The following is a 20,884-nucleotide window of genomic DNA, read 5'->3' as shown; positions in this document are numbered from 1 at the left end:
TCTTGGGCCACAATTCGCCGAGCTGCGTTCAAGGGACGCCGCCGGTGGATAACCTCAAGGCATGAGTGTGCGGCGGATTATGGGCATCGAGACCGAGTACGGCATCTCCGTGCCCGGTAACCCCGGTGCCAACGCGATGGTGACCTCCACACAGGTGGTCAACGCCTATCTTGCGGCCTCGGCGGCCCGGGCCCGCAAGGCGCGGTGGGACTTCGAGGAGGAGAACCCGCTGCGTGACGCGCGCGGGTTCGACCTCGCGCGCGAGGTCGCCGACCCCTCCCAGCTCACCGACGAGGACCTGGGACTCGCCAACGTCATCCTCACCAACGGGGCCCGCCTGTACGTCGACCACGCGCACCCCGAGTACTCCGCCCCCGAGGTCACCAACCCCCGCGACGCCGTGATCTGGGACAAGGCCGGCGAACTCGTCATGGCCGACGCCGCGCGACGCGCGGCGATGATCCCCGGCGTGGACCCGATCCAGCTGTACAAGAACAACACCGACAACAAGGGCGCGTCCTACGGCTGCCACGAGAACTACCTCATGCGCCGCTCGACGCCGTTCGCCGACATCGTCCGGCACCTCATCCCGTTCTTCGTCTCCCGCCAGGTGGTCTGCGGCGCCGGCCGGGTGGGCATCGGCTCGGACGGGCGCGACAACGGGTTCCAGATCAGCCAGCGCGCCGACTTCTTCGAGGTCGAGGTCGGGCTGGAGACCACGCTGAAGCGCCCGATCATCAACACCCGGGACGAGCCGCACGCCGATCCCGACAAGTACCGGCGCCTGCACGTCATCATCGGCGACGCCAACATGAGCGAGATCTCCACCTACCTCAAGCTGGGCAGCACCGCCATCGTGCTGGCCATGATCGAGGACGGGTTCATCAGCGTCGACCTGTCGCTGGAGACGCCGGTCGCCGATCTGCGGGCGATCTCGCACGACCCCACCCTGACGCACACGGCACGGCTGCGCGACGGCCGCCGCATGACCGCCCTGGAGATCCAGCGGGAGTACCTGGACCAGGCGCGCAAGTACGTCGAGGACCGGTACGGGGCCGACGTCGACCCCGACACCGCCGACGTGCTGGACCGCTGGGAGTCGACCCTGAACCGGCTGGCCGACGACCCCATGCAACTGGCCGACGAGCTGGACTGGGTGGCCAAGCTCAAGCTCCTGGAGGGCTACCGCGCCCGCGACGGCATCGACTGGGGCCACCACCGGCTGGAGCTGGTCGACCTCCAGTACTCCGATGTCCGCCCCGAGAAGGGCCTGTACAACCGCCTCGTGGCGCGCGGCCGGATGCGCCGGCTGCTGGAGGACGCCGAGGTGCGCCGCGCCATCACCGAGCCGCCGCACGACACGCGCGCCTACTTCCGGGGGCGCTGCCTGGCCAAGTACGCCGACTCGGTCGCCGCCGCGTCGTGGGATTCGGTGATCTTCGACCTGCCCAACCGCGACTCCCTGCAGCGGGTGCCCACCCTGGAGCCGCTGCGCGGCACCAAGGAGCACGTCGGGGCGCTGCTCGACCGCTCGCCCACGGCGGCCGACCTCGTCGCCATCCTCACCGGCGAGCGGAGATGACGGCCGGGGCCATCGCGGGTTACGGCCGCGTTCGGCCCGGACCCGCAACGGCGGGACCCGGGCCGAACGCCGTGGACCACCGTCACGCGGTGTACTGGTAGGTCGGGTAGGTCAGGTAACCGGCGTCTCCGCCCTGGTAGTAGGTCGCCTCGTCGTACGGTGCGATGGGCGCGCCGGTGCGCAGCCGCTCGACCAGGTCGGGGTTGGAGATGAAGGCCCGGCCGAAACCGATGAGGTCGGCGCCCAGGCCGAGCCAGTGGTCGGCGGCGTCGCGGTCGGTCGACTTCGCGCCCATCGGAACCGTCGGGTTCATGATGAGGGCGCCGGGCCACGCGCGGCGCAGGCCGAGCAGGACCTCTTCGTCGGTGGTGGCTTCCAGGTGGACGTAGGCCAGGCCGAGACGGGCCAGCTCCGGCAGCAACGCGCCGTAGAGTTCGGCGACATCGCGCTCCTCGACGCCCCAGAAGTTCGCGCCGGGGGACAGCCGGATGCCGGTCCGGGCGGCACCCACGGCGTCGACGGTCGCGGCGGTCGCCTCGACGGCGAACCGGATCCGGTTGGTCACCGAGTCGCCGTAGCGGTCCGTGCGCAGATTGGCGTTCGACGACAGGAACTGTGCGATCAGATAGCCGTTGGCGCCGTGCAGTTCGACGCCGTCGAACCCGGCGTCGACCGCACGGCGCGCGGCGTCGGCGTACTGCCGGGCGTGCTCGGGAACCTCCTCCGTCTCCAGGGCACGCGGCCGCGGCGCGGGCCGCCGGCCCGTCGGGGTGAACACGTCGCCGACCGCGGGGACCGCCGACGGGCCGACCGGCCGCATACCGGTCGTGTCGGGGTGCGACACCCGGCCACCGTGCATGAGCTGGGCGAAGATCCGTCCACCGTTGATGTGCACGGCCTCGGTCACCGGCCGCCACGAGGCGACATGCTCGTCGGTGTACAGCCCCGGCGTCCCCGGATTGGACTGCCCGGCCAGGCTCGGCTGCACCCCCTCGGAAACGATCAGCCCGGCCGTGGCACGCTGGGCGTAGTAGGCGGCCATCGAGGGCGTCGCCCGGCCGTCCGAGGTGGCCCGGACCCGCGTCATCGGAGCCATCACCACCCGGTTGGGGAGCGCCAGATCGCCGAGCCGGTAGCCGGTGAGCAAATGCGTCATGTCGAAAGTCCTCACTGAATCGCGTACTCGGAATCCCGAGCACGCCGTTACGCTAGAACCTGACATTGACGTCAGAGGCAAGTTCTATGCCGCGGATCACCCTGGGAGAGACGGCGTGCGGATCGGAGAGCTCGCGTCGCGGACCGGAGTCAGTGTCCGGTCGCTGCGTTACTACGAGGAGCAGGGCCTGCTGCGCAGCACCCGCAGCCGGAGCGGGCAGCGTCACTACCTGGAGAGCGACGTCGATCGGGTCAGGTTCCTGCAGCGGCTCTACGCCGCGGGTCTCTCCAGCCGCGCCATCGCCGAACTTCTGCCGTGCGCCGACGCCCCGAGCGAGGCGCACTCCGACGCCGCGCTGGCGCGGATGGCGGCGGAACGCGACCGGCTCTCCGCGCAGATCGCCGAACTCAGGCGCGCCCGTGATGAACTCGACGAACTGATGGACCTGGCCCGCGCCTTCCGTGCGCAGCTGTCTGCGGCGGTGCCGAGCCCGGCCGGTTAGGGACACGGCCACGTATCCGCTGCTCCGGGCGTGCCCGTCGAACGCGGCGGGGAGCGGTGCGGGGAGCACGCGTCCGGGCGGAGCGGCCCGGTGGTTGGTATGGCGCTGATCACGCTCACCCGGGTGTGGACGCGCCCGTCGCGGCGCTTCGGCCGGGCACACGCTGGTCACCGCGCGGACCGGGCCCGGGAGCGGCGACCCGGCCCCGGCGCCGAATGTCCCCGGGCACCCCCACACTGGTGCCCGACACCGGCCCGGCGCGGTCGCCGGCCGCGCGGCGCCGGTACGCGGTACCCCCACCCCCGATCAACGACAGGACCAGGCATGGATCCCACGTTCGCCGACCTCACCACCCGGCCGGCCCGGCTTTCGAACTGCGTCGTCCGCCACCACCGGTGCGGCGTCACCCCCTCGCACGTCGCCGTGGCACCCGGCGGGTACGTCAGGGTCGAGTTCCGCCGCGACGAGAAGGAGGACGCGGCCGACCCGGGCGACCTGCTGGTGCGGATCTCCGTGCTCGGCCCCGCGGGGCCCGTGGACGTCCTCGTCAACGACGCGGAGGTGGCCGGCGGCCTGACCATCGCCGGACCCGAGGCGGCAGCCGACGGCGCGGACGTGGCCGCCCACCTGACCGTCCCCGCCGACCTGCTCCGGCCGGGGGCCAACGTCCTGGAGATCCGCCGGCCCGAGGACGCGGACCGGCTGCTGCGGCTGACCTCCGTCACCATCGACCCGGCCGGCGACCCGGACCGCGCCGAGCGCGCCCGCGCCACGTCGGCCGACGCCGCCCGGTCGGTCTTCGGCTACACCACCGAGCACCGGGGCGGCGACGGGCGGTGGCGGTCCGCGCCGCCGCTCCTCGTCCACATCGACGCCGGCACCGGGGCCGTACCCGCCGAGCTGTCATGGCGGGCCGCTGACGGGGCCGAGACCAGCATCGCCCTCACCGCCGACATGTCGGGCTTCGTCGGCCACCACCGGGCCGCAGACGGCTCGGTCACCCAGATCCGGGGCGCGCTCTCCGAGCGCGGCGACCGCGCCGGCCGCGCGGACGGGACCCGCCCGTCGCGCTGGACGATGGAGACCGAGGACGGAAGCACGTGGTGGGCCGCGGGCGAACTGTTCTTCCTGCTCCAGGATGGTGGGGCCGCCCCGGAACGGGTGACCTGGCGGGACCGCGCGGACAACGTTGGCTCCCTGGCGCTGCGCGCGGTGGCCGCCACGGCCCCCGGTGCCCAGGACGACGCCGACGAGATCACCGCCAAAGTGGCGTCCGTGGACGCCAGCGAGGAGCACGAGGCCGCCGGGGAGATCGTGGCCAACCTCGTCCGGGACGACCGCTCGAAGTGGCTCGCGTTCGACTGCGAGGCCGAGCTGGACTTCGTGTTCCGCACGCCGGTCACCCTCGGGGGCTACGCCCTCGTCACCGCAAACGACTTCCCCGACCGCGACCCACGCGACTGGACGCTGCTCGGCTCCGAGGACGGCACCGGCTGGACGGTACTGGACCGGCGCGAGAACGAGTGGTTCGACCGCCGGTTCCAGCGGCGCGACTTCGCCTGCGCGAGCCCTACCCCCTTCTCCCGGTACCGCCTGGTCATCACTCGCAACGCGGGCGGCGGCGAGACCCAGCTCAGCGCGGTGCGGTTCTTCGAGGCCCGGGCGCCTGAGAAGGGGGCGTACCAGCCCGACGCGGTCGGCCACCTTCGCACGGCCGGCGCCGCCCCCGTGGCCTGCCGGGGAACCATCGTCCGCGAGGAGGAGGACGCTGCCGAGCGGGTGCTGGCCGGCGACCTGCTGGCCGCCGCGCGCGACCTGCGCGGCGCCGCCCAGCTGGTGGCCCGGCTGTCGGCGTACCTCGACGGGTAGGCCACCAGACCCGGGCGCGGGAAACCACGCCGCACGCTCCGTCGAGGTCGGGGCAGGGGCTGTCCCTCCCCGGCCCGGCGGACGTGTGGGCGACGACGACTTCGCCGCAGTACCCCCAGCCCTCCCGCTCGGGGGCACTGCGGCGCCGGGTCGCCGCGGTCAGCGACGGAGCCTCCGGAACGGCTCCCACCGCTGTTCGCCGTACTCCACATCGGCCGGATCCAGCCCCTGTCCACGTGCGCGCGCCGCCGCCACGTAGCCGGCGTCGCACCGCAACCGGTGCCGGATCAACCGCGCCAGCGCCACATCCGGCACGGGGGCGCGCGGTCCCGCCGCTCCCGTCCGGTCCCGCGTGCCCTCTGCCGTAGTGACCGACCCTCCGTTTACTGTCAGGGCCGCCCTTTAGGATTCCTTGCTGTACGTGAACAAGTAGACAGACGGGGGCGGCATGCGAGGAGGCCGGTGGACGACGGTCACCGAGTCCGAGTACGAGCACGAGCGCCGCGGTCTCGAAGCGATCCGTCGGCGTCTGCCCGACGAGGAGCCATGGCGCGCCTGGTCGAACTTCACGTTCACGGCGGCCAGCGGTCACGTACGCGAGATCGATCTCCTGGTGACGGCACCGGCCGGGGTGTTCCTGATCGAGCTGAAGGACTGGCACGGCTCGGTGCACGGCGGCGGCAATGACTGGGTGCAGACCACGCCTGGCGGGACCATGCGTCGGCACGGGAATCCGCTGCATCTGGCCAACCGCAAGGCCAAGGAGCTGTCGGGGCTGATCAATGGCGGTTCCCGTGGTCCCGGGGCCCGCACGAGGATCTGGGTCGGTGAGGCGGTCTGCTTCACCGACGACAAGCTGCAGGTGAATCTTCCGGCCGCCGATATGAACGGCGTGTTCACGGTCAAGCAGCTGGTCGAGATGCTGGCCGAGCCGCCGTCCGACGCCCGGCACCGGATCACGGCCGAGACCTCCCGCCAGGTCGGCGCCGCCCTGAAGAGACTGCGCATCGCACCCATCCGCCGGCAGCACGAGGTCGGCGGCTACCTCCTCGACGCCAAAGCCTTCGACTCGGGGCCCACCTGGGCCGACTACCAGGGCCGCCACTCCCAGCTGCACGATTTGGCGCGGGTGCGGGTCTTCCTCAGCGAGCAGGGTGCGTCCGATGACGAGCGCCGCTCGGTCGAGCGGGCGGCCGCCCGTGAAGCCACGGTGCTCAGCCGGTTCCGGCACCCGGGCGCGGTGCAGTTGAAGACGTATCTGCCGTCGGGGCATCCTGCCGGTCCGGCGATCCTCTTTGACTACCATCCCGAGACGCTGCGCCTGGACGACTACCTGGTCGAGCACGGGCAGCGGCTGGACCTGGGGGCCCGCCTCGCCCTGGTGCGCCAGCTCGCCGAGACGGTGCGCTCCGCGCACTCCCGGCGAGTTCACCACCGCACGCTGTCCGCGCACGTGGTGCACGTCGTGCCGCGCGACCGCGGCCCGCGCGGGCGGGAGCTCGGCGAGGAGCAGCGCTGGCTGCGGCCGTGGCTGCAGATCGCGGACTGGCAGATCGCCAGCGGCCACAGCGGCAGCAACGGCCGGCCGCTGACCTTCGCGCCCAGCCATCTGTCCCGTTCCCACGTCTCTGAGCAGGCCGATCCCTATCTGGCTCCTGAGCTGCACCTCCCGAAGGCCGATCCGGTGCGTCTGGACGTCTATGGGCTGGGCGTGCTCACGTATCTGCTGGTCACCGGGCAGGCCCCGGGCGCGAGCCAGAACGAGGTGCTGGCGCACTTCGAGGCGGGCGGGAGTCTGCGCCCCAGCGCACTGGTCGACGGGCTCCACCCGGACATCGACGATCTGGTGGAGGCGTCCACGGCATACGAGCCGAGCCGACGGCTGTCCACGGTCGACGACTTCCTCGAGATGCTGGAGTACGTCGAAGAGGTGTTCGCCGACGAGCCCACAGCCGATGAGGAGAAGAGCGCGGGCGGGAACGGAAGCGGGGTGGGCGGCAGTGGTCCGGCTGCCGGCGGCGACCGGCAGGAGCCGGAGAAGGATCCGCTGGAGGCGGTAGCCGGGGATTTGCTGGCCGGCCGCTGGGAGGTCGTACGCCGGCTCGGTACGGGCTCGACGTCGCGCGCGTTCCTGGTGCGGGACCTGGAGGGCGAGCCACGGCGGAGCGGGGCCCTGCCGGTGGCGGTGCTGAAGGTCGCGCTGAGCGAGGCCAAGCACGCGATCCTGGAGCGCGAGGCGGCGGTCCTGCGCCGTATCCACCGGGATTCCAGCATCATCTCGCTGTACGAGCCGGAGCCGCTCACGATGGCCGGCCGCCGGGTCCTGGTCCTGGAGTACGTGGGCGACACCCGGGAACCGAAGGACCAGGAGGCAGGCGCCAGGGGCGCCGGCAAGGGGCCGCGCCGCCGCGAGGACACCGTCGCGCGCCAGCTGCGGGACAACGGTCGCCTCGGTATGGACCAGCTGGAGGCGTACGGGAAGTACCTGTTCGGTGCGGTGGAGCACCTGGAAGCCGAGGGGATCTGGCACCGGGACCTCAAGCCGGACAACATCGCGATCCGAATCCGCCCCAATGGCACCCGGCAGCTGGTGCTGATCGACTTCTCGCTCGCCGGGTATCCGGCCAAGGAGATCGAGGCGGGCACCGAGGGGTATCTCGACCCCTTCATGGGGATCGTCACGCGGGGCTCGTACGACGGACACGCCGAGCGGTACGCGCTGGCGGTGACGCTGCACGAGATGGCGTCGAACGAGCTGCCCCGCTGGGGCGACGGCTCGGTCACCGCCCGGCAGACGGACCCTGAGAAGTGGCCGTACCCGCAGCTCGCGGCCGACGCCTTCGAGCCGGCGATCCGGGACGGCCTGGTGGCCTTCTTCCGTAAGGCGCTGGCACGGGATGTGAAGGACCGCTTCCCGGACCTGAGACCGATGGAGCGAGCCTGGCAGCGGATCTTCCTGGACGCGCAGCGCACGACGGCACCGAGCGGCGGCCACGCTGAGCAGTCCGGGCGCGGTGCGGACCACGCCGCGGACTCGTCCGGCGTGGCGGCCGGCTCGGCCGGGGTCGCGGCAGCGGGGCCCCGGATCGGACGGGAGGACGACGACGCCCAGGCCGAGCAGATCCGCGACGAGCAGGCCGAGCGCGCCGACCGGAACACGCCGCTGTCGGTCGCCGGTCTAACCCTCTCGGCGCAGTCGCAGCTGTTCGCGATGGGGCTGAACACCGTCGGGGACGTCCTGGAGTACTCGGCTCGGAAGTTCCTGACCGCGCCGGGCATGGGGTCGCGCACCCGGGAGGAGATCCAGCGCCGGCAGAAGGAGTGGAACGCCCGCCTGGGCAAGGCGGCCCCCGCGCCGCTGAGCCCGGAAGCACGTAAGGCGGCCGGCCAGGAGCGCTCAGAGCTGGAGCAGGCAGCCGCTGAGATGATCGCTTCCGTCAGCGGGGACGTGCGCGACCCGCTGGTGCTCGGCCGACTGAGCCTGGACGCGCTCGCCTCCCGCCTGGTTCCCCAACCGTCCGGTGGCAGTGCCCGGTCCAATGCCACGGAGCGGGAGGCGGTGCGTTTGCTGCTGCGTCTGCCGGACGAGGCGGGCGTGCTGCCAGACGGTCTGCCTTGGGTCCGGCAGCGGGACGTGGCCGAGGCGCTGGGGTTGACCACGGCACGTATCCCGCAGATCGTGAAGAGGGCCCGCGAGCGCTGGTTCAAAGACGCGGCCCTGGGGCTGCTGCGCGAGCAGGTGGTGGAGCTGCTCGCTGAGCGCGGCCGGGTGGTGCCCGCCGTCGAGCTCGCCGACGCGCTGATCGTCCGGCGGGGCACCCAGCTCGCGGGGCGGCGCGAGCGGCGTGCTCTTGCTCTGTCGGTTCTGCGCGCTGTAGTGGAGCGGGAGAGTTACGACAACGAGTCCCCGCAGCTCTTCCGCTACTTCCACGCCCGGACGCCGCAGGGCGCCGAGCCGGTCCTCGGGCTGTTCGCGCTGGACGTCCGAGAGGGCGTCGACGGTCCCGACACTCCGACGCTGCCCGCCCTGCAGGCGTACGCGCTGAATCTCGGCGCCCGGGCCGACAAGCTGGCGGCGCTGGAGTCGCTGCCGACAGCGAGCACGGTCCTCACGGAGCTGGGTGCGGTGCGTCGACCGCCCGGCAGCCTGGGCTGGGACGAGCGGCGCACCGCCGAGATCGCGGTCGCCGCCTCCACTCTGGCCGCGCTCACCCCGCGTCTGGAGATCTACCCGCGTGACCTGAGTCTGGTGCGCGCGCTGCGCATCACGCAGGCCGGTGTCGTTGCGGAGCAGCCGGGTGTCGAGGAGGACCGGCAGCCGGGCCTGACGGTGGACGCCCTGCACAAGCGGGTCATGACCCGCTTCCCCGAGCTGGGCACCGACCCGCTGGCCCCGCGTGAGCTGCCCACCGGCAGCGCCCTGGTGCGCGACCTGAAGCAGGCCGGCTTCGAACTGAAGCTGGCCACCCGCTACGACGGGGTGCTGCGGCTGGTCCCGGATCGCCCTGCCGGGGACGCGACCGCCGGTCCGACCGCGGCGAGCTGGGGCGTCTCCGCGGCAAGACCGTCCGTTCCGACCCGGTACGACGAAGACACCGCGGTCGCCGCCGCCGTCAAGGCCGAGCAGCGACTCACGCACTCGGCGCGGCAGGACGGCTTCCGGGTGCTGACCGTGCCGCAGCGCCGGGCCGAAGCGGCGGTACGGCGGCTGGCCGGCGAGCCGTACGCGGCACGGCCGCTGTCGTTGACCGGACTGTTCGTCGCCGAGCTACGAGGTGTGGTGGGCGAGGCGGCCCGTCCGACCTGGGAGACCGTGCTGAAGGCGGACGCCGCGGAGATCGGCACCCGGGCCCACCAGCAACTGCGCATCCGTACCGACAAGGCGTGGGGGCGCATCGAGCCGAAGCTTCGGGAGCGCCTTGCGGCTCGGCGGGGAGACGGTCCGCTGCTGCTCACCGATACCGCGGTCCTCGCTCGCTACGACGCGTTCGACCTGCTCGGCCGGCTCGCGGAGGAGGCCCGCCAGGGCGGCAGAGCGCTGTGGCTGCTCGTCGCGCAATCCGACCCGGCACGGGCGCCGCGGCTGGCCGGACAGAGCGTGCCGTACCAAGCGGGGTTCGACGAATGGATCGTCGTGCCGGACGCGTGGGTGGCGCGCAGGCATCTGGCGCAGGACCTCTGAGTCCGCTCCTATCCTTGTTGTTTCCTCTCACTTCTTACAGGAGCCGTCCGTGATCGACCGCAAGAGCCTCCTCACCGATCTGCAGAAGCAGGTCAAGGCCGCGGAGACCGACCTTGAGCAGCAGGTCAAGGCCGTTCCCGAGGTCGGGGCGCGGCTGCGGGGCGAGTACGACCAGGCCCGGGAGCTGGGACGTACCGCGGCGACCTGGAACGCGTGGCTCGGGGAGCGGATCACTCAGGTCGCCGTGGCCTGGGTGCTCGGCACGGTTTTTGTGCGGTTCAGCGAGGACAACCGGCTGATCCCCGAGCCGTACATCACCGCCCCCGACGTGGCCGGGCGGGAGATCGCCCAGGCGCGGTACGAGGAGTACCTGGAGAAGGACGCCGACCCGACCTACCGAGGGTGGTTGGAGGCCGCCTTCGCCGAGCTGGGCGCCGGGCAAGCCGGGCGACTGCTGTTCGACCCCGACCACAACCCGCTGTTCCAGATCCCGCTCTCGCACGACGGGGCGGGCGCGCTGCTGGCGTTCTGGCGGGAACAGCGGATCCAGGACTCGGGTGGCGATGACGGGCCCCTCGGGGATGCGGTCCTCGTGCACGACTTCCGCGACCCGCTCAGCGAGGACGGCACGGAGGGCTGGGACACCCGGTTCCTCGGCGACCTGTACCAGGACCTCAGCGAGGCCGCCCGCAAGACGTACGCGCTGCTGCAGACGCCGGAGTTCGTGGAGGAGTTCATCCTCGATCGGACGATGACGCCGGCGGTCCGCGAGTTCGGCTTCGAAGAGCTGAAGATGATCGATCCGACCTGCGGGTCAGGGCACTTCGTCCTCGGTGCCTTCCGGCGGCTGGTGCGAATGTGGGCCGAACAGCGGCCCCAGGTGGGCGCGTACGAGCGGGTGCGGGCGGCGCTGGAATCGGTGCACGGGGTGGACCTCAACCCGTTCGCGGTCGCAGTGGCCCGCTTCCGGCTCCTGGTCGCCGCGATGGCCGCGAGCGGCATTCGGACCTTCGCGGAGGCGCAGGCGTACGAGTGGCCGATCCAGCTCGCGGTCGGCGACTCCCTCATCAAGCACCGGCAGCTGGAGGTGCAGCTCGGGCTTGGGGAGGAGGGGGCGCTCAGTGATCCGCTGGCCGAGTTCTCGTACGCGACGGAGGACGTGCACGAGTACCCCGGCATCCTGCAGCAGGGGCGGTACCACGTGGTGGTCGGCAACCCGCCGTACATCACGGTCAAGGACAAGAAGCTGAACAAGCTGTACCGGGAGCTGTACGACGACGTGTGCGCGGGGAAGTACGCGCTGTCCGTACCCTTCGCCCAGCGGTTCTTCGAGCTCGCCAAGCGGGGCGGAGCCGATGGCGCGGGCTGCGGCATGGTCGGCCAGATCACGGCGAACTCCTTCATGAAGCGGGAATTCGGCACCAAGCTCATCGAGGAGTTCTTCGCGCACAAGGTCGAGCTGACGGAGGTGATCGACACGTCGGGAGCGTACATCCCTGGCCACGGGACGCCGACAGTGATTCTCGTGGGCAGGCAAAGAGAAGGATCGAAGCGGCAAGCGACGATCCGGACTGTACGGAGCGTGCAGGGAGAGCCTGCGGCCCCGGCGGTGGCAAAGGACGGGCTGGTGTGGCAGGCGATCGTGGAACAGATCGACCGGCCCGGATCTGTCAGCCAGTGGGTTTCGGTGGACGACTTGGGGCGAGAGCGCTACTTCGGCAAGCAGCCATGGATCCTCACCGATGGCGGACTCGAACTGGTCGAATTCATGAAGGCCAGTAGCGCGTCCACCCTTGACGCATCGTCCAACTCTGTCGGAATCGCGGGGTTCACACTTAGCGACGATCTATTTTTCCTGCCGCAGGCCAGCGCAGATCGCCACCGGATCCCCGTCCGTTTCACGCGTGGGCTTATTACAGGAGATACACTTCGCGACTGGTCAGAAAACTACGACGCGGTAACCGTTTTCCCCTATCTCGCCGACCTCATTCCGGTCGAATTGGATGTCGAGCCAGAGCTATTCCGATACATGTGGCCATGTCGACAGGATGCCAGCAGTGGAATCCTTTTTGGTGGCAAGAGTAAGGTGGAGGCCGGCCTTCAATGGTACGAATTTGGACGTCTAACGAAAAGTAAGCTTCTCAGTTCTCTCTCTATTGCCTTTGCTTGCGTGGCCACTCATAACCATTTCGTCCTCGACAGGGGCGGAAATTTCTTCAACCGTCACGCCCCGGTGATCAAGCTGCGTGATGGGGCAACCGAAGAGGAGCATGTGCGGCTGCTTGGGTTGCTCAATAGCTCCACGGCCGGGTTCTGGCTCAAGATGGTGAGTCACGGAAAGGGAAATGGTGGAGTCAACGAAGGACTCCGCGGCGATGCGTGGGAAGAATTCTACGAGTTCACCGGCACCAAGCTCCAAGAGTTCCCTATCCCCGCCGAGTACCCCACTGCCCTCGCGACCGAGCTTGACTCTCTCGCTCAGCAACTCTCCGCCACAACCCCTGCCGCCCTCGCGGCCGAGGCCGTCCCCACCGCCGCCGCGCTCCGTGAGGGCGAGGCCCGCTACGCCTCTCTCCGCTCCCGCATGATCGCGCTCCAGGAGGAGCTGGATTGGCAGGTCTATTTCCTCTACAAGCTCCACTCTGAGGACCTGCGTCTGCCTGATGTCTCCGCCGTACCTGAACTCTCCTTCCGCGAGAGGGCCTTCGAGATCGTGCTCGCCCGACGGATCGAGGCTGGTGAGTCGAATGACGAGTGGTTCAAGCGCCACGGGTCGACGCCGATCACCGAGATCCCCGCGCACTGGCCCGCCGAGTACCGCGCGCTCGTGCAGAAACGGATCGACGCGATCGAGTCGAACCGGGCCATCGGCATGGTCGAGCGCCCCGAGTACAAGCGGCGCTGGGCCACCGAGGGCTGGGATGCCATGCGGCAGAAGGCGCTGAGGTCCTGGCTGCTCGACCGGATCGAGGACCGCTCGCACTGGTTCGACGATCACGACAACCCGACCATCACCACCCTCGCCAGGCTCGCCGAGAGGCTGTCCACCGACGAGGACTTCACCGCCGTCGCCGAGCTGTACGCGCCCCGCCAGGACCTGGCGAAGACGGTCCGCGAGCTGCTCGCCGAGGAGCACGTCCCGTTCGTGTCCGCGCTGCGCTACAAGCCCGCCGGGCTGAAGAAGCGTGCGGACTGGGAGCACGTCTGGGACTTGCAGCGCGAGGAGGACGCCGCGCCGGACGAGCCCGCTAAGCAGGAGATCCGTAAGCGGACGCCGGTTCCGCCGAAGTACACGTCCGCCGACTTCCTGAAGCCGAGTTACTGGCGCGCTCGGGGCAAGCTCGACGTACCCAAGGAGCGGTTCGTGTCGTACGGCACGGTCAATGTCCAGTCGCCCGAGCTGTACGGGTGGGCCGGCTGGGATCACCTGGAGCAGGCCCTGGCACTCGCCTCGTACGTGCAGCAGGCCGGGCTCGGCGAGGAGGAGATCGTGCCGTATCTGGCGGGTCTGCTGGAGCTGCAGCCCTGGCTGGATCAGTGGTACGGCGAGTACGACCCGGAGTTCGGGGCCTCGCCGGCCGCCGAGATCCTGGCTTTCCGGCAGCAGAAGCAGGGCGAGCTCGGGCTGACCGACGACGCCCTGCGCGCCTGGCGCCCCGCGGCCGCCACGCGCGGGCGCGGCGCCGCGAAGAGGGCCGCCGCGCCGAAGAAGACCGCCACCGCCCAGTCCCCGGCGGACGACGTCCCGGCGGAGTCCGGCACCCCCACCGAGTCCGACTGAAGGGCGAGGAGCAGACACACACCATGGCGTTCATGAGCAGGAGCATCCCCCGCACCGAGGACCGCCCGCTGCTGCGCGAGCTGATCGACATCCCGGAGTCGGTCTCCACCTCCGACTTCGTGCTCAAGCTGAGTGAGGCGGTCACCCCCGAGGGCGCCGAAGCGGCGCTGAAGGAGTACGTGGTCACCGACCGGCTGGTCGGCAACTTCGGCGAGGCGCTGGATCTGATCAAGTCGGCGCTGGACAGCCACTCCTCGAAAGCGGCCTACCTGCACGGCTCGTTCGGTTCCGGTAAGTCGCACTTCATGGCGGTGCTGTACGCCCTGCTGTCGGGCAACCCGGCGGCCCGGGCGCGCGCCGAGCTCGACCCGGTGCGGGCCCAGCACTCCTGGCTGGACACCGGCGACCGCAGGTTCCTGCTGGTGCCGTACCACATGCTGGGGGCCAAGTCCCTGGAACAGCGCGTGCTCGGCCGGTACGTGGAGCATGTACGCAAGCTGCACCCGGGGTGCCCGCTGCCGCAGGTGTATCTGACCGAGGGGCTCTTCGAGGACTTCGACCAGCTGCGTCGGCGCAACGGCGACGACTGGGTGATAGCCCAGCTCGCGGACGCGGGGGACGGGGTGGAGGACGAGTGGGGCGAGTCCTTCACTTGGACCACCGAGCTGCTCGATACGGCGGTGAACGCGCCCGAGGAGCATGAGAACACCAAGCGGCTCGACCTGGACAACCCCTCCACGCCGCGCGAGCTGCGGGCCCGCCTCGTCCAGGACCTGACCCAGACGCTGTTCCCGTCGTTCGCGCGGGGTGCCTCCGAAGACGCCGACGGGTTCGTCTCGCTGGACAGGGGGCTCGGCATCATCGCCGCGCACGCCAAGGCGCTCGGCTACGACGGGCTCGTCCTGTTCATGGACGAGCTGATCCTGTGGCTGGCCTCGCGCATCCACGACCAGAAGTTCGTCTCCCGTGAGGCCGACAAGATCACGAACTTCGTGGAGGGCGGCGACGAACGGCGTGCCATCCCGGTGGTCTCGTTCATCGCCCGCCAGCGCGATCTGCGGGAGCTGGTCGGCGAGGAGATGTCGGGGGCCGCGGAGGCGGCCGTGCAGGACAGCCTGAAGCTCAGCGGCGGACGCTTCGACAAGATCGTCCTAGAGGACCGGAACCTGCCGCAGATCGCCCGGGCCCGTGTGCTCCGGCCGGTCGACGCCGCGGCCGAGGCGAAGGTGGCGGCCGCGTTCGCCGAGGCCAAGAAGCTCGGGCCGGACATCTGGGACACCCTGCTCGGGCACGACAAGTCCACCACCGGCGCGGACGAGGACGCCTTCCGCAAGACGTATCCGTTCCCGCCGGCGTTCATGGACACGCTGGTGCACATCTCCTCGGCGCTGCAGCGCTCCCGTACCGGCCTGAAGCTGATGAGCCAGCTGCTCGTCGACCACCGTGACGACTGGCGGCTCGGTCAGCTCGTGCCGCTGGGTGATCTGTACCCGGCGATCGCGGGGGGCGGTGACAAGGCGTTCAGCGGCGAGACCCACGTGCACTTCGAGGCCGCCGACAAGCTGTACCGCGACAAGCTCCGCCCGTACCTGCTCAAGACCAATCAGGTCACCGAGGACCAGGTCGAAGCGTACCGGCGTGATCCGGCGAGCCTGGGCGATCCGCAACTCGCCGCGCGCTGCCGTGACTTCACCGGTGACAGCCGGCTGCTGCAGACCCTGCTGCTGTCCGCGCTCGCGCCCAGCGTGCCCGCGCTCGCCGATCTCACGCTGGCGCGGTTGCACGCCCTCAACCACGGCTCCATCACCACCCGCATCGCGGGCACCGAGGTCGGCCGGCTGGAGCAGAAGGCCAAGGAATGGGCGGCGACGTTCCCCGAGATCAAGGTCGTCGGTACCGGCCCGGGCGCGGTAGTGAGGCTGGAGCTCACGGGTGTCGACCTGGACGCCGTGCTCGCCAACGCCCAGGTGCACAACAATCAGGCCAGTCGGCGGGCGAAGATGCGCGCCCTGCTCAAGGAGGCGCTCGGCGTCGGCGACGGGCCTGGCGGCTTCGACCCGTACGACGTGCTCGACCTGGTGTGGAAGGGCACCGAGCGGCAGGTCGAGGTGGTCTTCGGCAACGTCGCCGAGGTCGACTCACTGCCCGAGTCCACGCTGCGGCCCAGCCAGGACGACGCCTGGCGGCTCGTCGTCGACCTGCCGTACGACGAGGGCGAGTTCGGGCCGATGGACGACGTGCAGCGGCTGCGCGCTCTGCGAGAGAAGCCGGGCGGTGAGTGCCGCACCCTGGCTTGGCTGCCGACGCATCTGACCGACGCGGTGCGTGGTGACTTCGAGCGGCTCGTGGTCATCGACAAGGCGCTCGCGGACGAGGCCCGCTTCGACTCCGACTTCGCGCGCAGTCTCAACGCCGACGACAAGGCGCGCGCCAAGGGCATGCTGAAGTCGCAGCTCGCCATCCTCACCGAGCGGGTCCACCAGGCGCTGCGGCAGGCGTACGGGCTGGCGCAGAAGCAGGAAGGGGTCGTCGACCTCAGCTTCGACACCCATCTGGTCGCCCAGCAGGAGGTGGCCGACCTGCGGCTCCCGCTCGGTGCGCCGCTGGACGCCGCGGCGCGCGAGCTGGCCGGAAAGCTCCTCGCTCACCAGTTCCCCGCCCACCCCGACCTGGACCCCGAGGGCACCGGGAAGTTCGTCAAGGCCGCCGAGATCAGGACCGTCTTCGAGTACGTCCGCAAGGCGGCCGAACACCGCGACGGGCAGGTCGAGGTCGAGGCCAAGGACCGCAAGGTCATGGCTCGGATCGCGGGCGGTCTCGGACTCGGTGTGATGCGGGAGGCGTACTACCGGCAGTCGAGCCTGTGGGCCGACCACTTCAGCGGTCAGGCACGGCGCGAGGGTGTCGCCGAGCCGACGCTGGTCAGGCTCTCCGACTGGAGCGATCTTCCCGAGCCGCGCGGACTGCCCGGGCCGCTGCGGCGGCTGCTCGCCGCCGCCTACGCGGAGATGACCGACCGGGTGTGGGTGCGCGGCGGTGTGCCCGTCGAGCCCGCGCCCGCGCCGCACGAGCTGAAGCCGGACTTCGCACTGCGCGAGCAGCAGCTGCCCGGCGAGAGCGATTGGGATCAGGCGCGGCAGAGGTTCGAGGAGGTGTTCGGGGACGTGGCGCCGCAGCTGCGGCGCGGGCGCATCGTCAACCAGTTCGCGGGGCGGATCAGGCAGGCCGCGAGGGAGCTGGCCCAGGACGCCGGGCGGCTGGTCACGGAGTTGGAGAAGCACCGCGACTTCCTGCGGCTGACGGACGACTCGCCCCGGCTCGTCCTGGCCCGGCAGGCTCAGGAGCTGGTCAGGCAGGTCACGGATGCGGGCATCGACGCCAAGACCGTGGTGCAGCGGCTCGCCCGCTTCGACCTCGGCGACTTCACCGCGCACCGGTATGGGATGTCGCTGAAGAGCGCCGGGACGGTGTCCACCGCGCTGCAGAACACCAGTTGGGACCACCTGGGCCTGGCATCCACCGCCGGCGTGGAGGGCGAGGCGATCCTGACACGGATGAGGAAGGCGGCGGCCGGTGACCCCGGTGCCTATCCCGACCTGCCCGGGGTGCTGAGCTCCTGCGGCAGGGAAGTGGTGGCGCTCCTGAGGTCCCGGCAGCCCCCGGCAGGGCGGCCCGAGGTGCCCTCAGGCTCGGAGGCGCCGAGCTCCGAGAGCGTGGACCTGGGCGGCGGCTCCGCCCATCCGCAAGTGCTGCCAGAGCCGCCGCAGCGGCCGGGACCGGGTACCGGATCGCGCTCCGTCGCCCGCTCCGGCGGCGGGCGGACCACCGCCGCCCGGGCCGCCGCCGAACTCCAGGCCGAGATCGCAGCGCTCGCGGCCGCGCACCCGGACGCCGTCGTCGAGGTCGTCTGGAAGGTCGTCGACTGATGGCCGAAGCAGCGACCACCACCCCCCAGGCCGTAGGGCCAGCCCGGCTGTCCGCCGGGACCGTCCGCCAGTACCTGGCCGCCCGCAGCCGGCTCGGGGACGGCGCGGTCCGCGTCCTGCTGCTGCGGGCCGCACCCGACTGGGACGCTCCCACCGTGCAACGCACGGCGGGCGGGCTGCGGGCGCGCGTGGCCGTCGCGCCGTCCGTACTGGCCGTGCACGAGCTGATCCTGGGCCATCTGGATGCGGCCACCCCGCCCGACCCCGGGGTCCTGGTCGTTCTCACGGACTGTGAGGACACCGATCTCGACCCCGGACTGCTCGCGCGGGTCTACGGCGGCCACATCCGGTCGGTCGACAACTGGGAGGTCGTGCGGGAGGCGTTCGACGCGCGCGGGATCGACGGGCGGCTGCGCGGCGAGAGCTGGGCGGCCGAGGCGCTCATGGACGCGGCGGCCACCCGCGGCTGGCCCTCGCTCGGCAGGGGGCTGCTCTCCCGCGATGAGGCCCTCACCCGGCTGGCCAGGCGCCGACTGCGCCTGACCCGCCAGGACACCGACGCGCTGGGCGCACCGGCCACGCACGACGACGGTGACCGTATCGACGCCGTCGCGCTGTTCCGCTGGACCCTCACCCCCGGCGGCCCCGATCTGCTGCGCGAACTGCGCGGACCGGAACGGGCCGGCCTTTCCGCCTTCCTCGGCGAACCCGAGCAGGCCGGCTCCACCGGCCGGATCATCACCGCCCTGGTGGACGCCGAGCACGGGGGCGACGCGGCCGCATACGCGGTGGTCTGCGCCGCCCTGTGGGGGCATGCGGAGCCCGACCACGACCTGTACCGGGCGCGCGGACGCGCCGAGCGGTGGCTGGGCGAGAAGCCGCCCGCCCAGGGCGACGACCTCGACCGGCTCCTGGCCTCCTTCGCGCGCAGCGGCGAGGCGTACGTGCGCGGGCTGCTCGACCGGGGCGAGCACCGGCTCTCCGACCCGGTCCTGAACAGGGCCGCGCAGCTCGTCAGCCAGTTCGGTGCGCACAGTGCCGCGGCGGCCAGCCCGATCCTCACGGCCGGCCTCGACGCTTGCTTCACCGCCGCAGGCCGCGCACTCGCCGAAGGCGACACGCGGAGGATCGCCGACGCCATCACCGCGCTGGCCGGGCACGCCCTGGCCTCCGTCGACACCACCCCCGCCCGCATCGAGCGGGTGCGGATGGCGGCACGGCTGCGGCGCTGGCTCACCTCCCGCCCCCCGGCCGAGGTCCCCTCCGTGGCCGAGGGCATCGCCCGCCAGATCCGCGAACTGGGCTGGGTGGACCGGGCCTTGGAACACCTGGAGGCCGGAGGGGACACGGACAGCGTGCTCGCCGACGCCTACAGCCGGATCGGCGATCAGGTACGCAGCGTGCGCCGGGCCCTGGACCACGCGTTTTCCGAGCGGCTCGCGGTGTGGACGGCGGATGGCACCGCGGCCGGCGCCATGCTCACTGTGGAGAGTTTCCTGGAACGCGTGGTCGCTCCTGTGGTGGCCTCGCCCGGCCACCGAGTCCTACTGCTGCTCGTGGACGGGATGAGCGCGGCGATAGCGGCCGAGCTCGGCGAGGAGCTGCGCGCGCACTGGTCGGAGTTCGACCCCCTGCCGGAGCCTGCCGGGGCACCGGCCCGGCGGGCGGTGGCCGCGGCGCTGCCCACCCTCACCACCGTCTCGCGCACCTCGCTGTTCGCCGGCACCCTGATGAAGGGCGACCAGAGTGACGAGAAACGTCTCTTCCCCCGGCATCCCTGCTGGAAGGGAGCCCCGGTGGCGATCTTCCACAAGGACGACTTGCGCGGACCCGACACCGGCTCGCCGTTCTCCACCGCCCTCACCGAAGCTCTCGCCGACGAGCGCACTCATGTCGCCGTCGTCCTCAACACCGTCGACGACCGGCTCGGCAAGGAGCAGAAGATCGGCGATGGCGCATGGCGGATCAAGGAGATCGGCGGCCTGGAGCCGCTGCTGCGGGCAGCCCGAGCGGGCGGCATGACCGTCCTGCTCACCTCCGACCATGGGCATGTGATCGAACGGCGCGGCAGCAAGGCCGACGCGCCCGCCGGCAGCGTCGCCTCGGCCCGCCACCGGCTGCCCGGCGGCCCCCTCGCCCCGGCCGAGATCGAACTGTCCGGCCCCCGGGTGGTCTGGCCGGAGCCCGGTGCGCGGATCGTCGCGTTGCGCGACCACGACACCCGCTACACGGCAATGAAGGCCGGTTACCACGGTGGGGCCACTCTCGCCGAGTTCACCATCCCGCTGCTCGCCCTCCTGCCGTTCGGCGCCGAGCCGCCCACGGGCTGGCGGGAGCTGGGGGAGCCCGCGCCCGCGTGGTGGGCCGAGGACGCCGAAGACCTGGACATACCAGGCTCGGGCCCCTCCAAAGTCGATGGCACATCCAAGGCCGCCGACGTACGACCGCGCCGAAAGCAGCCGAAGAAGACCACCGCCGTGGCCGAACCGACCATGGCTCTCTTCGAGGAGGAACAGGCGACCCCGTCCGTGCCGCGGGACTCGGCCTCCGTGGCCGGCTCCGGCGACCCGGCCACTGACCTGGTCACACGCCTCGTCGCCACCGAGCTGTACCAGGCACAGCTGGAGCTTCTCGCCCGCAAGTCGCTGGCCAAGGACGCCCCGAAGGCCCTGGCCGCACTCGTCGAGGCGGGCACCCTGCCGATGACCGCCCTGGCCGAACGCGCCGGGCAACCCGCCACCCGAGCCCGCGGCTTCGCTACGACTCTGGCCCAGCTCCTCAACTACGACGGCGCCCAGATCCTGGAGATCCTTCCCGACAACCGCACGCTGCGCCTGCACCGGGCCCGGCTGATCGACCAGTTCGGGCTGTGAGGCGAGTCGCCGC

The 20,884-nt window shown here is 71.2% G+C and carries 8 protein-coding genes; 7 read left to right on the top strand and 1 reads right to left on the bottom strand.

All coding sequences use genetic code 11. The features are described 5' to 3' along the window. Positions 1-61 precede the first annotated feature (61 nt). Complete coding sequence (dop, locus tag ACFQRF_RS05590; RefSeq protein ID WP_379869404.1) at positions 62-1,582, top strand: depupylase/deamidase Dop; 1,521 nt, start codon at positions 62-64, stop codon at positions 1,580-1,582. Positions 1,583-1,664: 82 nt separating this feature from the next. Here the strand turns inward: dop and ACFQRF_RS05585 are convergent, their stop codons facing one another. Further along, entirely contained in the window at positions 1,665-2,738 is a 1,074-nt protein-coding gene (locus ACFQRF_RS05585) for an alkene reductase (protein WP_379869403.1), read from the bottom strand. Between the two features lie 115 nt (positions 2,739-2,853). Between ACFQRF_RS05585 and ACFQRF_RS05580 the strand changes: the two genes are divergently transcribed. The 6 genes from ACFQRF_RS05580 (at position 2,854) to pglZ (ending at position 20,871) form a co-directional block, all read left to right on the top strand. Continuing rightward, complete coding sequence (locus tag ACFQRF_RS05580) at positions 2,854-3,240, top strand: MerR family transcriptional regulator (protein ID WP_379869402.1); 387 nt, start codon at positions 2,854-2,856, stop codon at positions 3,238-3,240. Between the two features lie 324 nt (positions 3,241-3,564). After that, the gene (locus ACFQRF_RS05575) at positions 3,565-5,109 is read left to right on the top strand and encodes a hypothetical protein (RefSeq protein ID WP_379869400.1); all 1,545 of its coding nucleotides are present in this window, start codon (positions 3,565-3,567) and stop codon (positions 5,107-5,109) included. A 448-nt stretch (positions 5,110-5,557) separates the two neighbouring features. Further along, positions 5,558-10,291, top strand: coding sequence for a BREX system serine/threonine kinase PglW (gene pglW / locus ACFQRF_RS05570; RefSeq protein WP_379869399.1), 4,734 nt, complete (start codon positions 5,558-5,560; stop codon positions 10,289-10,291). Between the two features lie 49 nt (positions 10,292-10,340). After that, a complete protein-coding gene (pglX, locus tag ACFQRF_RS05565; protein ID WP_379869397.1) occupies positions 10,341-14,072 on the top strand; it encodes a BREX-2 system adenine-specific DNA-methyltransferase PglX in 3,732 nt (1,243 codons plus the stop codon). A gap of 32 nt (positions 14,073-14,104) precedes the next feature. Beyond that, entirely contained in the window at positions 14,105-17,998 is a 3,894-nt protein-coding gene (gene pglY, locus ACFQRF_RS05560; protein WP_379869396.1) for a BREX-2 system ATPase PglY, read from the top strand. Then, positions 17,998-20,871, top strand: a complete 2,874-nt coding sequence (pglZ, locus tag ACFQRF_RS05555) for a BREX-2 system phosphatase PglZ (protein ID WP_379869394.1) — start codon at positions 17,998-18,000, stop codon at positions 20,869-20,871. The genes pglY and pglZ overlap by 1 nt, the downstream gene beginning before the upstream one ends. Positions 20,872-20,884: the final 13 nt, after the last annotated feature.

The organism is Marinactinospora rubrisoli (genome assembly GCF_042664915.1).
GTDB lineage: Bacteria > Actinomycetota > Actinomycetes > Streptosporangiales > Streptosporangiaceae > Marinitenerispora > Marinitenerispora rubrisoli.
The sequence above is the reverse complement of the archived record's forward strand: the minus strand, read 5'-3'. Positions and strand labels throughout refer to the sequence as shown.

Bases quoted from the DNA above. Each gene is read 5' to 3' on its own strand.
- pglY (WP_379869396.1), top strand. From the start codon at position 14,105: ATGAGCAGGAGCATCCCCCGCACCGAGGACCGCCCGCTGCTGCGCGAG.
- dop (WP_379869404.1), top strand. From the start codon at position 62: ATGAGTGTGCGGCGGATTATGGGCATCGAGACCGAGTACGGCATCTCC.
- ACFQRF_RS05575 (WP_379869400.1), top strand. From the start codon at position 3,565: ATGGATCCCACGTTCGCCGACCTCACCACCCGGCCGGCCCGGCTTTCG.
- ACFQRF_RS05585 (WP_379869403.1), bottom strand. From the start codon at position 2,738: ATGACGCATTTGCTCACCGGCTACCGGCTCGGCGATCTGGCGCTCCCC.
- pglW (WP_379869399.1), top strand. From the start codon at position 5,558: ATGCGAGGAGGCCGGTGGACGACGGTCACCGAGTCCGAGTACGAGCAC.
- pglZ (WP_379869394.1), top strand. From the start codon at position 17,998: ATGGCCGAAGCAGCGACCACCACCCCCCAGGCCGTAGGGCCAGCCCGG.